The organism is Pollutimonas subterranea (assembly GCF_002849655.1).
In the GTDB taxonomy this organism is placed as follows: Bacteria; Pseudomonadota; Gammaproteobacteria; order Burkholderiales; family Burkholderiaceae_B; genus Pollutimonas; species Pollutimonas subterranea.
On the sequence record NZ_PDNW01000010.1, the window covers coordinates 130,417 to 149,618 of the forward strand.

The 19,202-nt window shown below is 58.8% G+C and carries 17 protein-coding genes; 11 read left to right on the plus strand and 6 right to left on the minus strand.

Features of this window, described 5'->3' with window-relative positions; genetic code table 11:
• The first annotated feature begins 56 nt into the window (after window positions 1–56).
• The 8 genes from CR159_RS13015 (at window position 57) to CR159_RS13050 (ending at window position 8,146) form a co-directional block, all read left to right on the plus strand.
• Entirely contained in the window at window positions 57–1,571 is a 1,515-nt protein-coding gene (locus CR159_RS13015; protein WP_102074388.1) for a YifB family Mg chelatase-like AAA ATPase, read from the plus strand.
• A 161-nt stretch (window positions 1,572–1,732) separates the two neighbouring features.
• Entirely contained in the window at window positions 1,733–1,930 is a 198-nt protein-coding gene (rpmI, locus tag CR159_RS13020) for a 50S ribosomal protein L35 (protein WP_073101588.1), read from the plus strand.
• Between the two features lie 19 nt (window positions 1,931–1,949).
• A complete protein-coding gene (rplT, locus tag CR159_RS13025) occupies window positions 1,950–2,309 on the plus strand; it encodes a 50S ribosomal protein L20 (protein ID WP_102071330.1) in 360 nt (119 codons plus the stop codon).
• A gap of 70 nt (window positions 2,310–2,379) precedes the next feature.
• Complete coding sequence (pheS, locus tag CR159_RS13030; protein ID WP_102074389.1) at window positions 2,380–3,402, plus strand: phenylalanine--tRNA ligase subunit alpha; 1,023 nt, start codon at window positions 2,380–2,382, stop codon at window positions 3,400–3,402.
• Window positions 3,403–3,502: 100 nt separating this feature from the next.
• Window positions 3,503–5,911 (plus strand): phenylalanine--tRNA ligase subunit beta, encoded by a 2,409-nt coding sequence (pheT, locus tag CR159_RS13035; protein ID WP_102074390.1) that lies wholly within the window; start codon window positions 3,503–3,505, stop codon window positions 5,909–5,911.
• A 15-nt stretch (window positions 5,912–5,926) separates the two neighbouring features.
• Complete coding sequence (locus CR159_RS13040) at window positions 5,927–6,250, plus strand: integration host factor subunit alpha (RefSeq protein ID WP_102074391.1); 324 nt, start codon at window positions 5,927–5,929, stop codon at window positions 6,248–6,250.
• An 85-nt stretch (window positions 6,251–6,335) separates the two neighbouring features.
• On the plus strand, window positions 6,336–6,740 hold the full coding sequence (locus tag CR159_RS13045; protein WP_102074392.1) for a MerR family transcriptional regulator: 405 nt from the start codon (window positions 6,336–6,338) through the stop codon (window positions 6,738–6,740).
• 20 nt (window positions 6,741–6,760) lie between these two features.
• Window positions 6,761–8,146 (plus strand): L-serine ammonia-lyase, encoded by a 1,386-nt coding sequence (locus CR159_RS13050; RefSeq protein ID WP_102074393.1) that lies wholly within the window; start codon window positions 6,761–6,763, stop codon window positions 8,144–8,146.
• 28 nt (window positions 8,147–8,174) lie between these two features.
• Here CR159_RS13050 and CR159_RS13055 read toward each other — a convergent pair whose 3' ends face one another.
• The 5 genes from CR159_RS13055 to CR159_RS13075 form a co-directional block, all read right to left on the minus strand.
• Window positions 8,175–9,227 carry an anti-sigma factor gene (locus CR159_RS13055; protein WP_158238543.1) on the minus strand — a complete coding sequence of 351 codons (1,053 nt, stop codon included), beginning with the start codon at window positions 9,225–9,227 and terminating at the stop codon, window positions 8,175–8,177.
• Entirely contained in the window at window positions 9,224–9,751 is a 528-nt protein-coding gene (locus tag CR159_RS13060; protein WP_102074395.1) for a sigma-70 family RNA polymerase sigma factor, read from the minus strand. The genes CR159_RS13055 and CR159_RS13060 overlap by 4 nt, the downstream gene beginning before the upstream one ends.
• A gap of 117 nt (window positions 9,752–9,868) precedes the next feature.
• The gene (locus tag CR159_RS13065) at window positions 9,869–10,843 is read right to left on the minus strand and encodes a Bug family tripartite tricarboxylate transporter substrate binding protein (RefSeq protein WP_102074396.1); all 975 of its coding nucleotides are present in this window, start codon (window positions 10,841–10,843) and stop codon (window positions 9,869–9,871) included.
• Window positions 10,844–10,870: 27 nt separating this feature from the next.
• The gene (locus CR159_RS13070; RefSeq protein WP_102074432.1) at window positions 10,871–11,242 is read right to left on the minus strand and encodes an AtuA-related protein; all 372 of its coding nucleotides are present in this window, start codon (window positions 11,240–11,242) and stop codon (window positions 10,871–10,873) included.
• Between the two features lie 9 nt (window positions 11,243–11,251).
• A complete protein-coding gene (locus CR159_RS13075) occupies window positions 11,252–12,598 on the minus strand; it encodes an acyclic terpene utilization AtuA family protein (RefSeq protein ID WP_102074397.1) in 1,347 nt (448 codons plus the stop codon).
• A 94-nt stretch (window positions 12,599–12,692) separates the two neighbouring features.
• Here CR159_RS13075 and CR159_RS13080 point away from each other — a divergent pair, with 94 nt between their 5' ends.
• Window positions 12,693–13,586, plus strand: coding sequence for a LysR family transcriptional regulator (locus tag CR159_RS13080; RefSeq protein WP_102074398.1), 894 nt, complete (start codon window positions 12,693–12,695; stop codon window positions 13,584–13,586).
• A 28-nt stretch (window positions 13,587–13,614) separates the two neighbouring features.
• Here CR159_RS13080 and CR159_RS13085 read toward each other — a convergent pair whose 3' ends face one another.
• On the minus strand, window positions 13,615–15,045 hold the full coding sequence (locus CR159_RS13085; protein ID WP_102074399.1) for an MHYT domain-containing protein: 1,431 nt from the start codon (window positions 15,043–15,045) through the stop codon (window positions 13,615–13,617).
• Window positions 15,046–15,305: 260 nt separating this feature from the next.
• Here CR159_RS13085 and CR159_RS13090 point away from each other — a divergent pair, with 260 nt between their 5' ends.
• Window positions 15,306–17,333: an acyltransferase family protein gene (locus CR159_RS13090; protein ID WP_102074400.1), complete on the plus strand. Its 2,028-nt coding sequence runs from the start codon at window positions 15,306–15,308 to the stop codon at window positions 17,331–17,333.
• Complete coding sequence (locus tag CR159_RS13095) at window positions 17,330–19,141, plus strand: ABCB family ABC transporter ATP-binding protein/permease (RefSeq protein ID WP_102074401.1); 1,812 nt, start codon at window positions 17,330–17,332, stop codon at window positions 19,139–19,141. Before CR159_RS13090 ends, CR159_RS13095 begins: the two co-directional genes overlap by 4 nt.
• Window positions 19,142–19,202: the final 61 nt, after the last annotated feature.

The following is a 19,202-nucleotide window of genomic DNA, read 5'->3' on the forward strand; positions in this document are numbered from 1 at the left end:
CTCGCCAAAGACGGCATACTTCCCTTTCCAGGGATTTCATTGGACGGGGAGGGAGGATGTCATTGGCAATCATGGCCAGCCGCGCGCTATGCGGCCTGGACGGCTTCCCGGTGCGGGTCGAAGTGCATGTCGGGCCGGGACTACCCGCCTTTCATGTCGTAGGCCTACCGGACACGGGCGTTCGCGAGAGCCGCGAGCGTGTCAGGTCGGCGATCATCAGCAGTGGTTTCGAATTTCCTGCAGGACGGATCACCGCCAACCTGGCTCCCGCCGACCTACCCAAGGAATCTGGACGTTTCGACCTTCCAATTGCGCTCGGGGTACTGCTTGCATCCGGACAAGTCCAACCTGAAGCGGGTGCCGCTCTGCCTGACCTGCGGCATTATGTGTTTGCCGGCGAACTTTCCCTGACCGGAGCTGTTGTCTCGGTAGGCGCGCCGCTTGCCATTGCGCTGGCTGTTGCGCGTAGTGGTCCCGATGTGAAACTGGTGATGCCGCCCGATTGTGCCCGCGTTGCGGCAAGGGTTCCAGGGCTTGTCGTGCTAAGCGCCGCAACCTTGTGCCAGGTGGTCGATCATTTCGCGGGGCGCGCACCTTTGCTTGCGGCGCAGCCTGCGCAGGCCGAGCCCGCCCGCTCGGCCGTACGTTGCCTGTCCGAAGTGCGTGGACAGCCGCTGGCGCGCCGCGCCCTCGAGATCGCCGCAGCGGGTGGCCATAGCCTGTTAATGGCTGGGCCGCCGGGAACGGGTAAAAGCATGTTGGCGCATCGACTTCCCGGTTTGCTTCCGCCCCTGGATCGCCATCCTGCATTGGAGGTCGCGGCAATAGCCAGTATCTGCGGGCAGGACTCCGGGTTCAGCGATTTACCTCCATTCCGGGCTCCGCATCATTCAGCGTCGGCGCCTGCCCTGGTGGGAGGCGGTGCACGTGCCCGTCCCGGAGAAATCAGCCTCGCGCATCGCGGTGTCTTGTTTCTTGATGAGCTGCCCGAGTTTGGCCGCCGAGTGCTGGAATCATTGCGTGAGCCTATGGAGACCGGCTCTGTATGCATCGCGCGGGCGGCGGGAACCGTGACGTTTCCGGCGGCATTCCAGCTGGTTGCGGCGATGAATCCATGTCCTTGTGGCTGGCTGGGCCACAAGAAACTGCAATGCACCTGCAGTACTGAGCAAATCCAAAAATATCGCAGCAAGTTGTCGGGGCCGCTGCTCGATCGCGTGGATCTCCAGATAGCATTGCCTGCTGCCGATTCCGACTGGATGGATGCTCCGCGCGGTGAAACCTCGGAATCCATACGTATCAGGGTTGCGCGATGCCGGCAACGGCAGGCGGACCGCCAGCAACGGCTTAATGCCGCCCTGCATGTAGGCGAGCTGGATCAGTATTGCGTGCTGGATGCCGCCGCAAAGTTGTTGTTGCAGCAAGGCATGGCCCGATGGGCCTGGTCGGCGCGCGTCATGCATCGCATCCTGCGTGTTGCCCGAACCCTGGCCGACCTAGCTGAAGAAGACTCCATCGGCAGCCGGCATGTTGCAGAAGCCATACAATACCGGCAGCCATGGGGCAGTTAGCCGCCCGGAATGGACAGCGGCTTAATAAGCATCGTATAATCAAGGGCTTTTCCGGATATTTCGGAGAACACAGCAACACCCTAATAAGTGAATGTTGGGTCATGCAAGCATTGCCATGTAGTCTGGCAATCACCTACTTTCATAAACAACAGAGTTACATCATGCCTAAGATGAAAACCAAGAAAGGCGCTGCCAAGCGCTTTAAGGTTCGTGGTAGCGGGTCGATCAAGCGGGGCCAGGCGTTCAAGCGCCACATCCTCACCAAGAAAACAACCAAGAGCAAGCGCCAACTGCGCGGCTCAACCGCGGTGCACAAGTCTGATGTCGCCTCGGTCAAGGCAATGTTGCCTTTCGCTTGATTAACGGAGATCTCATACCATGCCACGCGTAAAACGCGGCGTAACTGCCCGTGCTCGTCACAAAAAAGTTATTAAAGCAGCTAAAGGTTATCGCGGTCGCCGCGGTAATGTATTCCGTATCGCCAAACAGGCGGTAATGAAAGCTGGGCAATATGCCTATCGCGATCGTCGCAACAAAAAACGGACATTCCGCGCACTCTGGATCACGCGTATCAATGCCGCCTGCCGCGAACTCGGTGTTTCGTACAGCGTGTTTATCGCTGGCACGAAGAAAGCCTCGATCGAACTGGATCGCAAGGTACTGGCCGACATGGCTGTGCACGATAAAGCCGGCTTTGCGGCTGTGGTTGCTCAAGCACAAGCTGCCTTGGCTGCCTGATCGATTTCGATTCTGTATTGCTGCAAACGGGGCTCAATTGGGCTCCGTTTGTATTTGGAAAAGCGACACTATGACTCCTCCGGTTGATGACCTGATCGTTCAGGCTGAAGAACAGTTTGCCCAGGCTGCCGATGCAGCAGCGCTGGAGAACGCCAAAGCCAAATTCCTGGGAAAGCAGGGCGCCTTGACCACGATGCTGAAAGGACTGGCCAAGCTGGATCCCGAGCAGAAAAAGGCGGAAGGCGCGCGCATCAATCAACTGAAGCAGCATATCGAAGGCCTGCTCAATGCCCGCCGCGCGCAAATGGCACAGGCCGAGCTCGATAAGCGACTGGCCCTGGAGACGATAGACGTAAGCATGCCGGGCCGGGGTAGGGCGTTTGGCGGCATACATCCCGTTATCCAGACGTGGCAACGCGTGGAAGCGATCTTCCGTTCTATCGGTTTCGACGTGGCCGATGGTCCCGAAATCGAAAACGACTGGATGAACTTCACGGCATTGAATAATCCCGAGAATCATCCGGCACGGTCCATGCAGGATACGTTCTACGTCGATATGCACGATGAGCAAGGCTTGCCGCTGCTGTTGCGTACCCATACCAGCCCCATGCAGGTGCGCTATGCCCGCATGAACAAGCCGCCTATCAAGGTGATTGCTCCCGGGCGAACCTATCGGGTCGATAGCGATGCCACTCATTCCCCGATGTTCCATCAAGTGGAAGGCTTGTGGATCGCCGAGGACATTTCATTTGCCGACCTGAAGGGCGTTTATACCGACTTTCTTCGCGCGTTCTTTGAAACCGACGAGCTCACGCTGCGGTTTCGCCCGTCGTTCTTCCCGTTCACCGAACCTTCGGCCGAGATAGACATGATGTTCAGCTCCGGTCCGAATCAAGGCAAGTGGCTCGAAATCTCCGGTTCGGGGCAGGTGCATCCCGAGGTGATCCGCAACTACGGGCTGGATCCCGAACGCTACATTGGCTTTGCTTTCGGATCGGGACTCGAGCGCCTCACGATGCTGCGGTATGGCGTCAATGACCTGCGCCAGTTTTTTGAAGGCGACCTGCGCTTTTTACGCCAGTTCAACCGCTAGCCGAACAAGCCGTTTATTACGCTGAATTGTCGGTGTGTACTGCCTTACAATTCCTGCGATCAAGCCCTTGCAGTAGTTAAACGAATCCAACGAGTATCTTATGCAATTCCCCGAGTCCTGGCTGCGTGCTTTTGTCAATCCCGACCTCGATACGGATGCCTTGTCGCATCAATTGACCATGGCCGGCCTTGAGGTCGAGGAAACGACGTCCGCGGCGCCGCCGTTCAGCGGCATAGTCGTCGCGCATATTGTCGACGTGGCGCCCCATCCCAATGCTGACAAACTCAGGGTTTGCCAGGTGGACGACGGTAGCGGTGCGCTCCTGCAGATCGTGTGCGGGGCACCTAACGCAGCAACCGGCATCAAGGTGCCTTTGGCGCGTGTCGGGGCACAGCTGCCCGGCGGCATGGAAATCGGCACCGCCAAGATGCGCGGCGTGGAATCGGCCGGCATGTTGTGCTCGGCCCGCGAATTGGGGCTGTCGCAGGATCACGCCGGCTTGCTGGAACTGGATGCCGATGCGCCCGTCGGCCAGTCGCTGCGCCAGGCGCTCGACCTTGACGATACACTTTTTACCCTTAAGCTCACGCCCAATCGCGCCGACTGTCTGTCGATCCTGGGCGTTGCGCGCGAAGTGTCCGCCCTTACCGGCGCAACGCTGACCTTGCCTTCCTTCGAGCCGGTTGCCGTCACCCTGGCGGACCGTCTGGCCGTCACCGTCGAGGCACCCGACCTGTGCGGACGCTTTGCCGGACGTGTGATCCGGGGTGTGAACGCCCGGGCGCAGACGCCGTCATGGATGAAAACCCGCCTCGAACGCGCCGGTCAGCGCTCGGTTTCGGCGCTGGTCGATATTTCCAACTACGTGATGCTTGAGCTTGGACGCCCAACGCACGTATTTGATTTGAAACGCATACAGGGCGGTCTGTCGGTACGCTGGGGCAAGAAGGGCGAAACCCTTGAGTTGCTGAACGGCCAGACGGTAGAGCTCGACGAAAGCGTCGGCATCATTGCCGCGGGCAGTGTCGTTGAGAGCCTGGCGGGCATCATGGGCGGCGAAGCGACTGCCGTAACGCTCGACACCACCGACATCTACCTTGAAGGGGCGTTCTGGTGGCCCGAAGCCATCATGGGCCGGGCGCGGCGCTATAAATTCAGCTCCGAAGCCAGCCATCGCTTCGAACGCGGCGTGGACTTCGAATCGGTAACCGAGCACCTTGAGTTCATGACCCGCTTGCTTGTGGACATCTGCGGCGGCGAAGTCGGGCCGCTTGATGACCAGGTCATTAAGTTGCCTGCACGCGAACCGGTCAAAATGCGTTTGCAACGCTGTCATCGTGTTCTGGGCGTGCCCGTGGCGCAGCAGGAAGTCGAACAAATTTTCACGCGCCTGGGCCTACCGTTCCAGGTGGAAGAGGGTGTATTTACGGTAAATCCGCCATCGTACCGGTTCGACCTGTTCATCGAAGAAGACCTTATCGAAGAAGTGGCACGTATTTACGGCTTTGAACGCATGCCCGATGTGCCCCCCATTGCACAGGCAAAGATGCTCGCAAGCCCCGAAGCTTTACGTGGCCCGCACGCCTTGCGCGCACGTATGGCCGGTCTCGATTATCAGGAAGTGATCAATTTTGCCTTCGTGGAAGACGCCTGGGAGCGCGATTACGCCGGCAACGACAATCCTATCCGACTGCTGAATCCGATAGCCAGCCAATTGGCCGTTATGCGCTCCAGCTTGATCGGCGGCTTGCTTGCCAATATCGAGCACAACGCCAATCGTAAGCAAAGCCGCGTCCGGGTCTTCGAACTGGGACGCGTATTCCTGCGCGACCCGGCCGTACCTGATGGCGACCTTACTGTCGCCGGTGTGCGTCAGCCGCAATACCTGTCTGCCGCGGCATGGGGCCCGGCCGTCGAGGAGCAGTGGGGTCTACCCACGCGACAAGTTGATTTCTACGATGTGAAGAAAGACCTGGAAACGCTATTGGGCGCCCAGGCGTCCGGACTGGTATGCGTGCCCGCCGGCCATCCTGCGTTGCATCCGGGCCGTTCGGCAAGACTGGAATTGGACGGTGTAGCCGTTGGCTGGATGGGCGAGCTTCATCCGCGCTGGGCGCAGCAAAGCGATTTGGTCCATGCGCCGGTGGTGTTTGAGGTCGATGTTGCCGCCATTTCGGTCAACGCCATGCCGGCGCCCATGGAGCTGTCCCGCCAGCCGGTCGTCATCCGCGACCTGGCCGTATGGGCACACGACGACGCATCGTATCAGGATTTGTTGAACACGCTTACCCAAACGATAGCATCCAATGCTACTCTTGAAATAGTCAAAGATATCAAGCTGTTCGATGTGTGGCGCGATAAATCCGCGCAAACCCGGGAAAAAAGCATGGCCTTCCGTTTCTGGCTGCAGGGGCACGACTCTACGCTGGACGATGGCACGGTCGAGCAGTGCATCAGCTGCCTGTTGCAGGCGCTTGTCAGCCAGCACGGCGTGCGCCCGCGTGCTTAAAGGAGTAACAGAGTAATGACGATTGACCACACCCTGACCAAGGCCGAGCTTGCCGAGCTATTGTTTGACCGCGTGGGACTGAACAAGCGCGAAGCCAAAGATATCGTCGACACGTTTTTCGAGGAAATTCGTGATTCCCTCGCGCGCGGCATCGAGGTCAAGTTGTCGGGATTCGGTAATTTCCAGGTACGGGACAAACCCCCCCGCCCGGGACGCAATCCCAAGACTGGCGAGGTCATACCGATTGCAGCGCGCAGGGTGGTGACCTTTCACGCAAGCCAGAAGTTGAAAGGTGCTGTCGAACATAGCGGCAAGTTCGCCACCCCGGAAAACGAATAGTTCAGTACGAGCGGCATATGCGCCGCCAATGCTGGATATTTCCCTACAAATTGGTATTCTCAATTAACCGGCCTACAATCTGCCCATGAGCTCTAGCGAAAATCCTGTCACCTTGCCCCCCATCCCTGCCAAACGGTATTTCACGATAGGCGAGGTCAGTGACCTGTGTTGTGTCAAGCCCCATGTGTTGCGTTATTGGGAACAGGAATTCACCCAGCTCAAGCCGGTCAAGCGGCGAGGCAATCGACGCTATTACCAGCACCATGAAGTATTGCTGATTCGCCGCATACGCGACTTGCTCTACGAGCAAGGCTTCACCATCAGCGGCGCCCGGAATCGACTGGGTGACACCCACGAAGTTCCTCATGACCAGGATGCCGCCGTACGTCTATCAGGCGCGGAACTGCAGGGCTTGCGCAACGATCTGATCGTGGTCAAGGAAATGTTGTCCAGCGCGCTTGAAGGAACGAACAGCGTCAGTAACCATTAATCCAAGCAGGTGCCAATGCCATGACGCTTTCGGTGTTCGATATATTCAAGGTTGGCATCGGACCGTCCAGCTCGCACACTGTGGGCCCGATGCGGGCAGCACGTAATTTTGCCCGCAACCTTCACGAGCGCGGGGTACTGGATAACGTCGTTTCGCTCGCGGTCGAGCTATACGGCTCATTGGCTGAAACCGGACGGGGCCACGGGACCGATACGGGCATCATGCTGGGCTTGTCCGGTGAATCGCCCGACACCGTGGTGCCTTCGGATATTGGCAGCCTTATCGGGCAGATTAAGGCTGCGCAAGAACTGCGGCTGTGGGGAATCCGGTCAATAAGGTTCAACCCCGACAAGGCCTTCAGCTATCGCATACGCCCCATGGTGGAACATCCCAATGGCATGCGCTTCACGGCTTTCGACGGGCAGGGCCTGGCGGTTCTTACCGAGCGCTATGTTTCGATAGGCGGCGGATTCATCCGTGCCCTGGATGTCATCGATACCGACGAAACCGTACCGCAGCACGATCCCATTCCTCATCCGTTTTCCACCGGCCGGCAATTGCTCGACCTCTGTCAGGAAACCGGAAAGTCCGTGGCACAGATCATGATGGCTAATGAGGCCACGCTGCTGCCGGAAGAGCAGGTGCGACGCGATGTTCTGCATATTGCGGACGTCATGAACGCCTGTATTGATCGCGGATGCGGCATCGGCAACGACCAGGCCGACGAGTTGCTTCCCGGTGGCCTGAAGGTGCGTCGGCGCGCACCCGCCCTGTACCGCGAACTGCAGCGTGATTCCGGCAACGAAGACGTTATGTCGGCGATGGATTGGGTCAACCTGTTTGCAATGGCGGTGAACGAGGAAAATGCAGCAAGCGGGCGGGTCGTTACTGCCCCGACCAATGGTGCGGCGGGCCTGCTGCCCTCGGTATTGCGCTATTACCAGGTGTTTACGCCTGCACCGAGCCCCGACGGTATCGTGGACTTTTTGCTTACGGCAGCCGCTATCGGCTTCCTGTACAAGACAAATGCGTCCATATCCGGCGCCGAAGTCGGCTGCCAGGGCGAAATCGGTGTGGCCTGTTCAATGGCGGCCGCGGGCCTCACGGCCGTATTGGGCGGCACCCCGCAGCAAGTCGAGAACGCCGCTGAAATCGGCATGGAGCATAATCTGGGCCTTACGTGCGACCCCATAGGCGGCCTGGTACAGATACCCTGTATCGAGCGCAACGCCATGGGGGCCGTAAAAGCCATCAATGCTTCGCGGCTCGCCTTGCAAGGCGATGGCAAGCACCATGTATCGCTGGATGCCGTGATAGAAACCATGCGCCAGACCGGCGCCGACATGCGCAGCAAGTACAAAGAGACCTCACGCGGCGGCCTGGCTGTCAACGTGGTGGTTTGCTAGCCAAACAGCATACTGGCAGGCGGTTGCGTTATTGGCCGGGCGCCAACCCGTCGGCAGGCCGGTTGACGGCGGGCCTGCCAAAGGTAACGATGCGCCCTATGAACAGGATGGGTCCGCTGGGGCTGGCGGTCGGCGATCCGCCGGCTGGTTCCTGCGTCATTTCAAACAATTGATCCGGCCCGATTTCGCCCATGAGTGTGGCGGGCACCGTCACAGGTTGATTTACGTCTATCAGGCCAAGCGACCGGGGCTGAGCCATTGTTTTGTTATAGGTCCACAGCTGTACCGATGCGTCGGCTGGAATGTCGCTGCGCACTTGTGGATTCATCAGGACGTTTCCTTGGGGATCCACGGTGACGACCCAGCCGGGCGTCGAGCTTTGCCCGGGTGCCTGCATGATTGCCGCCCGGGTCGGTGCGACTTCAACCACGGTAATGGGCGGAGCAACGGGTTCGCTGGGCATCAGCCCCAGTACGATGGCAACCGAGGCAAAGACGCCGCTGGCGATGCGCCAGAGCCATATATTGCCTTTTTTTACTTCGGACGCCGGTTCCGGTACGGGCTTTGTCCCCGCTTGGGCTTTCGGCGTTGAGGCGGTCGCCGACTGAGCGCCGGGCGTGCCTGCGGGCTTGCTCTTTTCGGGCGCGGGGACGCTGGCTTCGTGCTGCCGATGTTCTACGGATTTTTCCCTGGTGCGCAGCGCCGCGGCCACGGTGAGCGTCTCGTGCTCTTTTTCGCGGGGGCTTGGTGGCGCTTGCATCGTAGCGGGGCGCAATGGTGGACTGGCGGGGACCGATGGTGGAACTGCGGCGGCGGGAGCCGTGGGGGATGGCTTTGAAGCGCTCTTGGCGGTGTGCCCCAACGTCGCTTGCAGCCGCTGCAGTGACTGAGGCCCGGGATTGACGGGAGGCAGCAAGTCGACCAAGTCAAGGAAGTTTTTTTCCCACTTCAAGGCGATCGCGGCGGCCAGGGCGTCTTCGCCCAGCAGTTGTTGCGCTTGCGATGTTTCGTGCGAATTCAGGAGGCCCAACGTGTATTCTGCAATCAGGATTTCACGGTCGTAAGTCGGCGTGGCGCTCATGCTGGCTGCTGCTCCAGGATGCGATTCAAGCCCGTCTGCACACATCCCTTGATATGCGCAGCCGGTGCCTGGAGGCGTGCGGCAATTTGCTCGTAGGTATAGCCGTTATAGAAAGCCATCAATAGGGGACGCCGCTGTGCTTCGTCGAGGCCCGTAATGGCCTCGATCATGGTGGAGGTGGGTTTATGGCTGCCGTCTGCGGCGGGCAGGTTGTCGGTCCAGCCCATATCGAGGGACTGAGCCGGGCGCGTGACCCGCAAGCGATGAAGCGCCCTGTGTCGCAAGATGCTGTATATCCAGGCGCGGGCCGCACAGAGCTGGGGATCGTAGCTGTTCGCGTGTTTCCAGATCGATACAAAGGTATCCCGCATCAAGTCTTCGGCAATAGTGCGTTGGGCGAGCATTTTAAGGCACAAGGCCAGCATGCGGGGCGACTCATGCTGGTACAAATCCTGAAGTGCATCTTCATCGCCTTGCGCGCACGCAAGAAGCGCCGCTTCGTAGTCGAAGGGTGAAACAACCATACATTCTCCGTTTTCTGTCCTGGGCACCGTTTGTCCGGGGCAACGTTATTGTATTAGTGTTTCCGAGCGATACGAGCGGCGGGCCGATAGAGCGCTAGTAAAAATTAGTTGGTCGGATCAGGACGGCTCTATACCAGCCTTCTTGATGATGGCTCCCCACTTCTCGGTTTCCTGTTTCTGGAAGTTTGCCAGTTCGGCGGGCGTCGATGTCGCCGGTTTGGTGCCGGTGGTGGCGTAGAACTGTGTTGCGGCAGGCCGTGTGGTTGCCCCGATCAACAGATCGTTCAGGCGGCTGACGACGGCGTCCGGAGTCTTGGCAGGAACGTATGCGGCGAACCAGTATCCCATTTCATAGCCGGGTACCCCTGCAGAAGCAATGGTGGGCACGGTCGGCGCCAGCGGCGATGGCTCGATCGTCGTTACGCCCAGCGCTCGCAGCTTGTCCCCCTTGACCTGCGGCAGCCCGGTGGCCATGTCCGCCATCATCATGTCGATTTGGCCACCCAATAGATCGGTGATGACCAATGGATTGCTCTTGTAAGGAACGTGCAGCAGCTGTACATCGGCCATCTGCTGGAACAGCTCACCCGCCACCCGGCTGCTGGAGCTGCCGCTGCCGAAGGTCAGCTTGCCTGGGCTTTCTTTGGCGATTTTTATAAAGTCGCCCACCGTCTTGGCGGGCGACGACGGGTTCACGACCATGATCTGCCCGCCAGTTCCCAAGAGCGTGATCGGCGCAAAATCCTGGACCGGATCGTAGCTGAGTTTCTTATAGAGATGCGGGTTGGCGGATTGCGAAGTGTTGGTCGTAATGAGCACGCGGTAGCCATCCGGCGTAGCGCGGGCCACGTCGCTGGCCCCTATCATTGCGCTTGCCCCAGGCTTGTTTTCGATGACCACCGTCTGGCCGGATTGTTCCGTTACCCCTTGGGCTACGGCGCGTGCCAACTGGTCGGTGGCGCTTCCCGGGCCGAATGGCACGACAAAGGTAATGGGACGGGTGGGGAATGTATCCTGGGCCTGTGCAGCCCAGGGCAGGCACAGGCTGATGGCAGTTGCGAGTACTGTTCTTTTGATCTTTGCGTTAAACATGTTGAGTCTCCTAAGATTTGAATTGTTTTAGCCTTGGATGTCAGGCAGGGTGTCGGCAAGCTCGGTGCTTACGCGGATGGGAAAATCGAGAAGATGGAAAGACAGCGCTTTGCCGTGCGTGTCGAGGTTCAGGGCATCATTGACGCCGCCATCGAGCACGCCGTCCAGCACAAAATTCATCGCGGCGATGGACCTGACCAGATAGCGCTTGACCGAGGTGGGGTGCCGGAAGGCAAACCATTCCCGGACGGCTGTTTCGGTAAGCTGCTCTTCCAGTATCGGGATGTAGTCAGGCAGCCAGGCGATGACGCTGATGTTAGAGATATTCCCTTTGTCGCCCGTGCGGCTGTGCGCAAGCCGATATAAGGGGACGGTAATGCAAGCGGGCAGGGTCGTCATCATGATGCTTTACTCAAGGAAGTGCCAACTGGCGGGTGCTATGTCGCGAGGCACAAGACTGGACAGGGTGTTCAGGCGCGGGCGCAACGATGTACGCACACCGCCGCCGCCGGCCGGCCCGCAGGTGTACAGCGCTGTCACTTCCCGCAGGATTTTTTCAGCGATGTCTTTCTGCGGATGTGCGCCCGCGATTCGCAAGCGTACGTCCCTGGAGCGCCCGGGGGCCTGCCTACGCAAGTATTCGCCTCCATCGTCGCCAAAAATACTGCTGGTCCCGATCAGGTCGATGCGCAAGGTTAGTTGCGTGCCCAAGCGCTTTTGCACCGTTTCGGCGGCCAGCCTGGCACGGGCCTCCGCTTGTATGCCGGCATAGGAAATCTCCGCCTCGGCCAGCCAGCCACCGTGATAGCAGATATTGACCTTGAGTGTATCCGGTCTGGCATGTCCGGTGACTTGTTCAATGCGTACGACGTCTGGCCCTGTTTCGGTGACGGTCACACGGCTGATGTCGGCGATAACGTCGGGAGTGAGATAGGCCGCGGGATCGTGCATCTCATAGAGCAACTGCTCTTTGACTGTTTGCTCACTTACCAAGCCCCCCGTGGACGCCGCCTTGCTAATCGAGAAATCGCCCGAGTCTTCGATAGTGGCGATGGGGTAACCAAGATTGTGCATGCCGGGGACTTCTTTCAAGCCTGGCAGTGCAAAATACCCGCCGGTGACTTGGGTGCCACATTCGAGCAGGTGGCCCGCCATGGTGGCGCAGCCCAGGCGGTGCCAATCGTCGTGCCGCCAGCCGAAATGCGCGAGCGCCGGCCCAACCACCAGTGAGGGGTCGGCGACGCGCCCGGCCACGACGACGTCGGCGCCGGCGAGCAAGGCCTGGGCTATTTCGGCCGCACCCTGATAAGCATTGATGCTTACTATATCGAGTCGATCAAATTCCGGGCCCATGCGTTGGCGCAGGAAATCCCGTTGAGCACTGTCGTTCAATTGGTCGCCTGCCAGGACGGCTACACGCGGCGTTCGCAGGCCCTGTTCCCGCGCCAGGGCTTTGATGCGTCGCCCGGCCGCCGGCGGATTGGCGGCGCCGAAATTACTGACGATTTTGATTTCGTGCTGCAAGCATAAGCCTAAGGCGGGCCCCACCAGGTCGACGAGCAATGGCTCATAGCCAAGCTCCGGATCACGGTTCTTGGCGAGTTGGGACAATGCAAGCGTGCGTTCCGCCAGCGTTTCGAAAATGAGCGCCTGGCCACCGCTCTGAATGAGTGTGTTGACGACAGGCAGGACGCCGTCGCTGCGGTCCCCGGAGAAACCAGTGGCGCAACCTATGTTCAATGTGCCCGAGCCCATGAATCCGCCTGTGTGTATAACGTGGACGTCCACTATAGGAGCAGGATATTAATAAGTAAAATAGAAATATCTTATTCATTCAGTCGGTATTCCCATGAATCTCTCTTCACGGCAGCTGCGGGCCTTCGTCGCCCTGGTTCAGGAACGACACTTCACCAAGGCGGCGGAACGCTGCCATCAGACGCAGCCGGCCTTCAGCGCACTCATCAAATCGCTGGAGGAAGCAATGGGCGTCCGCCTGTTCGACCGCACTACGCGTCGCGTTGAACTCACGCCGGAAGGGCGCTTGTTCAACGTGTCGGCCTTGCGTTTGTTGAACGATATGGATGCGGTCATGGGCGACCTGAAGGACCATGTGGCCAAGCGTCGCGGACGGGTTTCAGTCGCGGCGCTGCCGTCATTGGCCGCTGGATGGCTCCCCGCCATCTATGCCCAATTCCATGCCGAATTCCCAGGCGTTCACCTGCAACTGCACGATGCGTTGCTGGAGCCCTGTCTTGACCTGGTCCGGCGCGGCTTTGCAGATATTGCCGTAGCTGCCAGGGGACAGGACATGACCGGCCTCATGGTGCAGCCTTTGTGCGAAGACGCTTTTTTTGTCGTGTGCCGCCGTGATGATACTTTAGCGTCCCGGGCATCCATTGATCTGGCCGAGCTCAAGAGCCGTCCTATCATCCAGTTGGGCAAGGGCAGCAGCATCCGGCAAAGCCTGGCTGGCAACCCGGTTTCAGCCCGCTTTGATTCGCTTCTGGAAGTCGATCATTTGGCAACGGTCACAGGCCTGGTCGTGGCGGGACTGGGAGTGAGCCTCGTCCCGGCCATGACGCTTTTTCACTTTCAACATCCCGAACTCAGCATCGTGCCGCTGTCGGCGAAAGACACTGTGAAGCGCTCATTATTTCTGATTCGCCGCAAGGAAAAAACCCTTTCCAGCGCTGCACAAGCTTTCTACGATTTGCTGCTGGAGCAGCGCAAGCAGCTTCAGTAAAAGCCGAAAACGCAGAATTTTCACTGCGCTATACGCAGGCGGGAATACTTGCGGGCTCGGCCAGCGCCTTTATCTTTTGCATCATGATGTCGATCAGGTCTGCCGGCATGGGGCGGCCAAGCAAATATCCTTGCATTGAATCGCAGCCAAGGCCGGCGAGAAACTCTTGCTGCACGGCCGTTTCCACGCCTTCGGCCACCACGCTCATATTCAGCGTATGGCCCAATGCCACGATAGCCGAGACAATGGCTGCGTCTTCGCGCGTAGCGCGCTCGCCGTCGCCAGGGTAGATGGCAATCCCAATGCTGCCCGATACGCGCAGCTCGTGGCCAGCGACTTGGAACGGTTCCCGAATCCCTGTCAATAGCTTGTCGGCGACAGTGGCGGCATCGGCAGGTTCGCCTACTCTGGCCAGCAGTACAAACTCATCGCCGCCCACGCGTGCGATTGTGTCGGGTACACGGATGTTTTCCTCGATGCGTCGGGCTACTTCAAACAGCAGCCGGTCGCCGATGTGGTGACCATAGGCGTCGTTGACCGCCTTGAAGCCATCCAGATCGATGAACATCAGGGCGAAGCAGCCGTTTTCGCGGCTGGCATTCTGGATGGCCTGGTTAAGCCGGTCGTCCAGCAGCACGCGGTTGGGAAGCTTGGTGAGGTTGTCGTGCAGAGCCAGGTAGGTCAGCTTCTGGTTGGCCGTGGTCAGCGATGAGGAGAGCGTTGAGGTTTGCGCCTCAAGGCGCAGGTCCAGCACGGAAGTAATCAGGGCAATGGCCAGTACGGCAAGCGTAATAACGATGATGATGAGCGAAAGCCACCCGTTGCTGAAGCCCTCGCGAACGGCGCCGCAGATACTTCCAATAGGAAACTCGGCGGCGGCCATGCCGGTGTAGTGCATGCTGACGATGGCGCCGCCCATGACGGTGGCAGCAGCAACTCGCAACAGCCTGACTCGGGGCGAGTGTTGGCGCAGGTGGTGGGCAATCCACAGCGCGGCGCCCGAGGCAATGATGGCGATAAGAACGGACAGGATAAGCAGCGCGGGGATGTACTGTATGGCGGGGTTCATGCGCATGGCCGCCATGCCGGTGTAATGCATGCCCGAAATGCCCAGGCCGGTGATTGTCGCGCCTAAAATCAGGCGCGCAAACGGCAAGGTTTTTTGGCTGACGAGCCAGAGCACGAGCGCGGAAGCCAGAACGGCGATGAGCAGCGATAGCAGGGTGATGGCAGGGTCGTAGCCCAGTTGAATGGGCAGGTCGAAGGCCAGCATGCCAATGAAATGCATCGACCAGATGCCGGTGCCCATGGCGAAGGCGCCGCCGGCAAGCCACCAATGCACTGCGCGCTCTTGCGCGGTGGAGACCCGGCCCGCCATGTCCAGTGCGGTATAGGATGCCAGGATGGCAACGAGCAGTGAACTCAGTACGAGCAAATCGTTGTAGCTGCTTGCGAGCAAAGGTGTCTCCTTGGCGATTTTTGGACCTGCTCGGGGCCGGAAGTTCGCACTTTGGGCGCCGTATCAACGATCCGGCCTTGCCGGTGTGCCCTTGACTTGCAAGTAAAGCTGAAACACGTCAGGTGTTATTCAGTAACAAGTATACTGGTTTAATCTTTCAGTTGGGCTATGCCGGAAAACACTGAACCGCTCCCTAGATACGCAGGCCGGCCGCGCTTGCTACACTTCGCCACCTCTTCCCGTAACAACATAGCGGAATCATGTCTGGTAGTTCCTCTCCTGCCGTAGCGATGGCCACCGCGCCGGCGGCCGCCGTAGTGACGGCCACCGTACCGACGGCCGCGCCCAAGTCCTATCGTCCCGACGTCGACGGCCTGCGGTCATTCGCCGTAATCAGCGTGCTGCTTTTCCATGCGGGTTTTGCTCCGTTTGGCGGTGGCTTTGTCGGCGTGGACGTTTTCTTCGTCATCTCGGGCTATCTCATCACGCAAATCATCCATTCGGATTGCGAACGTCAACGGTTTGGCCTGGTGCCTTTCATGGCCCGGCGCGTGGCACGCCTGTACCCGGCACTGATCGCTACCCTGCTGCTGGTCATGGCTGCGGGTTTTGTCTTGTTCGATCCCACGCAATTCCGGACGCTGGGGGCTTCCACCATCGCTGCCTTTTTGTCGGCGTCCAACATTGTTTTCTGGCAGGTAGCTGGATACTTCGATACATCGTCGGAGTTGAATCCCTTGCTCCATACGTGGTCCTTGGGGGTCGAGCAGCAGTTCTACCTGGTATGGCCTTTGATCATTTATGGTGCCTGGCGATGGCGGCCAAGCCAGTTGCCCTGGGCCATACTGTTTGTGGGTGTATTGTCGCTTGCGGCATCCCAGTGGTTCACCGTGCGCGATCCATCGGCCAACTATTTCCTTATGCCGTTCCGGATGTTTGAGTTTGCCGCGGGTGGGTTGCTGCCCTGGCTGGAACGCCGGTCCATGCCGGGCAACAAGGTGCAGGAAGGCCTGCTCGGCATCGGTCTGCTGTTGCTGATCTATAGCGTATTGGCATTTGACAGCAACACCGTTTTTCCGGGGGTAAACGCCTTGGTTCCCGTGGTTGGCGCGGCGCTGTGTATCTATGCCGGACGGGCGCGATATCTGGGAGTCCTGCTGCGTAACCGTATCGCGGTATTTATTGGCCTGACTTCCTATTCCCTGTATCTGGTGCATTGGCCGCTCATCGTTTTCTATAAATATCACGTCTACCGTCCGCTGGAATTCTGGGACAAGCTCTTTCTTTTCAGTTTCCCGTTCGTGTTGGCGTATCCCATGTATCGATGGGTGGAGCATAGATACCGGAAAATCGATCTCATAAGCTGGAGCGGGATCAAGGCTGCTTCCTGTGCCGGGGCTGTTGCGCTGGTGCTTGCGCCAGGCGCCTATGTCTATTTTCAGCAAGGGCTGCCGTTCAGGGTCAATGATCAGTACGAAAAGCGTGTCGCCAACCCAGCGATAACGCAAGCCAGTCTTTTCGGCGGCGAGGGCTACGCACTGGACGCCACGCTGGGCAATGTCGCAACCGGCAAGCCGCTGGCCATTTTCGCTGGCGACAGCTTTGCCTTGCAGTATGCGGCGGGCTTTGATTATTGGCTCAAGCAGAGCGAGGCGAGCATGCAGGGTGTGTTCCATCATGGCTGCATACTTGGCCATGACGTTACGCGTCTGCTGGCCGGTCGTCCGCGTCAGGATTGCCTTGACACCAGCAGGCGGCTCCAGGGCCTGCTTGACGATAATGACCTTCCCCTGGTTTACGCCATGAGCTGGACGGGGTACCGGCATCTGTTGGCGCGCCCTGATGGCACCCGACTGGAATTCGCAAGTGACGCCGACTATGGCCGCTTCCTGATTGACAATGTCATGGCCCTTGTCGCCGATAATCCGGAGCGCAAGCTGGTCGTGATCGGCAATCAGCCCGGCATCCGCGCCGCGGGCGGTGCCGGCGCCTGCCTGGAGCGTCCGGACTATGTGACCATGATGTGCCTGCAATCATTGCAACTACCGTCAGAACGCGGGCTAGGATACGACATCAACCGACAACTGGCACGTGCGTTTCAGGCAAATCCCCAGGTGCTTTTTCTGGACCCGTACGATGTCCTGTGCCGGCAAGGCGTTTGTTCAGCCATGAGCGGCCAGAATGTCCGATATTCCGATACGTCGCACCTGTCGGTCGCCGGTTCGCTGGAAGTGTCGCAGGAATGGCTGGAACAGATCATCCGGTTTTTGAAGGAACCCGCTAAATGAGAATACATCACCAGGGGCCTGCGCCCGGCGGACGCGACGATATCAAGACCATTAAGTCGCTGCTGCCCTATGTATGGCAATTCAAGCGGCGTGTCGCCGCCGCCTTGGCCTGCCTGATTGCTGCCAAGGTCGCCAGCGTGATCCTGCCGCTGTTCTTGAAGGACATTGTCGACAAGCTAAGCCTGCCGGGCACTTTGCTGGTGCTTCCCGTGGCGGCTCTGCTGGGTTATGGTTTCGCGCGCCTGGCCTCCAGCGTCTTTGGCGAACTGCGCGATGCGCTGTTTGCACGGGTAACCCAAGGTTCCATACGTCGTATTGCGGCGCAATTGTTCAAGCACCTGTTTGCATTGTCGCTGCGCTTTCATATGCAGCGCCAAACCGGAGGTTTGAGCCGGGATATAGAACGAGGGACCAAAGGCATAGGCTTCCTGCTGAACTTCATGGTTTTCAATATCTTGCCGACGCTGCTTGAAATCGGCATGGTCACTGCCATCTTGTTGTGGCGCTACGATTGGCGCTTTGCTGTTGTGACGCTCGGTACGATTGCCGCCTATATCGCATTCACACTGCTGGTGACCGAAAAGCGCATGGTCTACCGGCGCAGCATGAACGATCTGGACAGCAAGGCCAATAGCAAGGCCATCGATGCCTTGATCAACTACGAAACCGTGAAGTACTTCGGTAACGAAGGCTACGAGCTGGATCGCTATGACACCAACCTTGGAAAGTGGGTCGATTCCGCCGTCAAGAATCAGGTTTCGCTTAATTTCCTTAACATGGGGCAGGGCGTCATCATCACGACCGGCATCACCTTGCTGCTTTGGCTATCGGCTGAAGGAGTGGTGAACAACACCATGTCGGTGGGTGATGTGGTCCTCGTTTCGGCGTACCTGACGCAACTTTACGCACCGCTTAATTTCCTGGGCTTTGTATACCGCGAGATCAAGCACGCGCTGGCCGATATGGAGCGCATGTTTGGCTTGATGGAGCAGGGCGAGGAAGTCGCCGATCGAGCTGATGCCCGGCCATTGCAAACATCGCAGGCGGCGATCCGCTTCAATAATGTGGATTTCGGCTACGAGTCCAACCGCCAGATACTGTTCGATGTCAGTTTCTCGATACCCGCGGGCAAGACCTTGGCGGTGGTCGGTTCGTCTGGAGCGGGCAAGTCAACCTTATCCCGGCTGCTGTTCCGATTCTACGACGTTCATTCCGGCTCGATCACGATCAACGACACCGACGTACGCGACCTGACCCAAGCCAGCCTGCGCCAGCATATCGGCATCGTTCCACAAGACACCGTGCTGTTCAATGACAGCATCCTGTACAACATTGCCTATGGCAAACCGGATGCGTCGGAACAGGAAATTGTCCAGGCCGCAAAGGCGGCAAGCATTCATGATTTTGTCATGAGCTTGCCAGACGGCTATCAGACACAGGTGGGCGAGCGAGGCCTGAAACTGTCGGGCGGCGAAAAGCAGCGTGTGGCCATTGCCCGTACGATCCTTAAGAATCCGCCCATCCTGATCCTGGACGAAGCGACCAGCGCGCTCGACACACGCACCGAACGTGTGATCCAGGACGAGTTGCGTCTGGTGGCCAGGGACCGCACCACGCTGATCATCGCTCATCGTCTCTCCACGATCGTAGATGCGGACGAGATTATCGTCATGGATCACGGCCGGGTTCTGGAACGCGGCTCGCACCGCGGACTGATCCAGCAGGATGGTCGGTATGCACAGATGTGGGCGCTGCAACAAAGCGGGCAGGATCCGGATCCACCATCTGATGGCGGCGACGCAATTTGACAATATAGTACCGAAACGGTACTATATGGATTGACTCGCAAGAAATTATCGGAGAGTACGC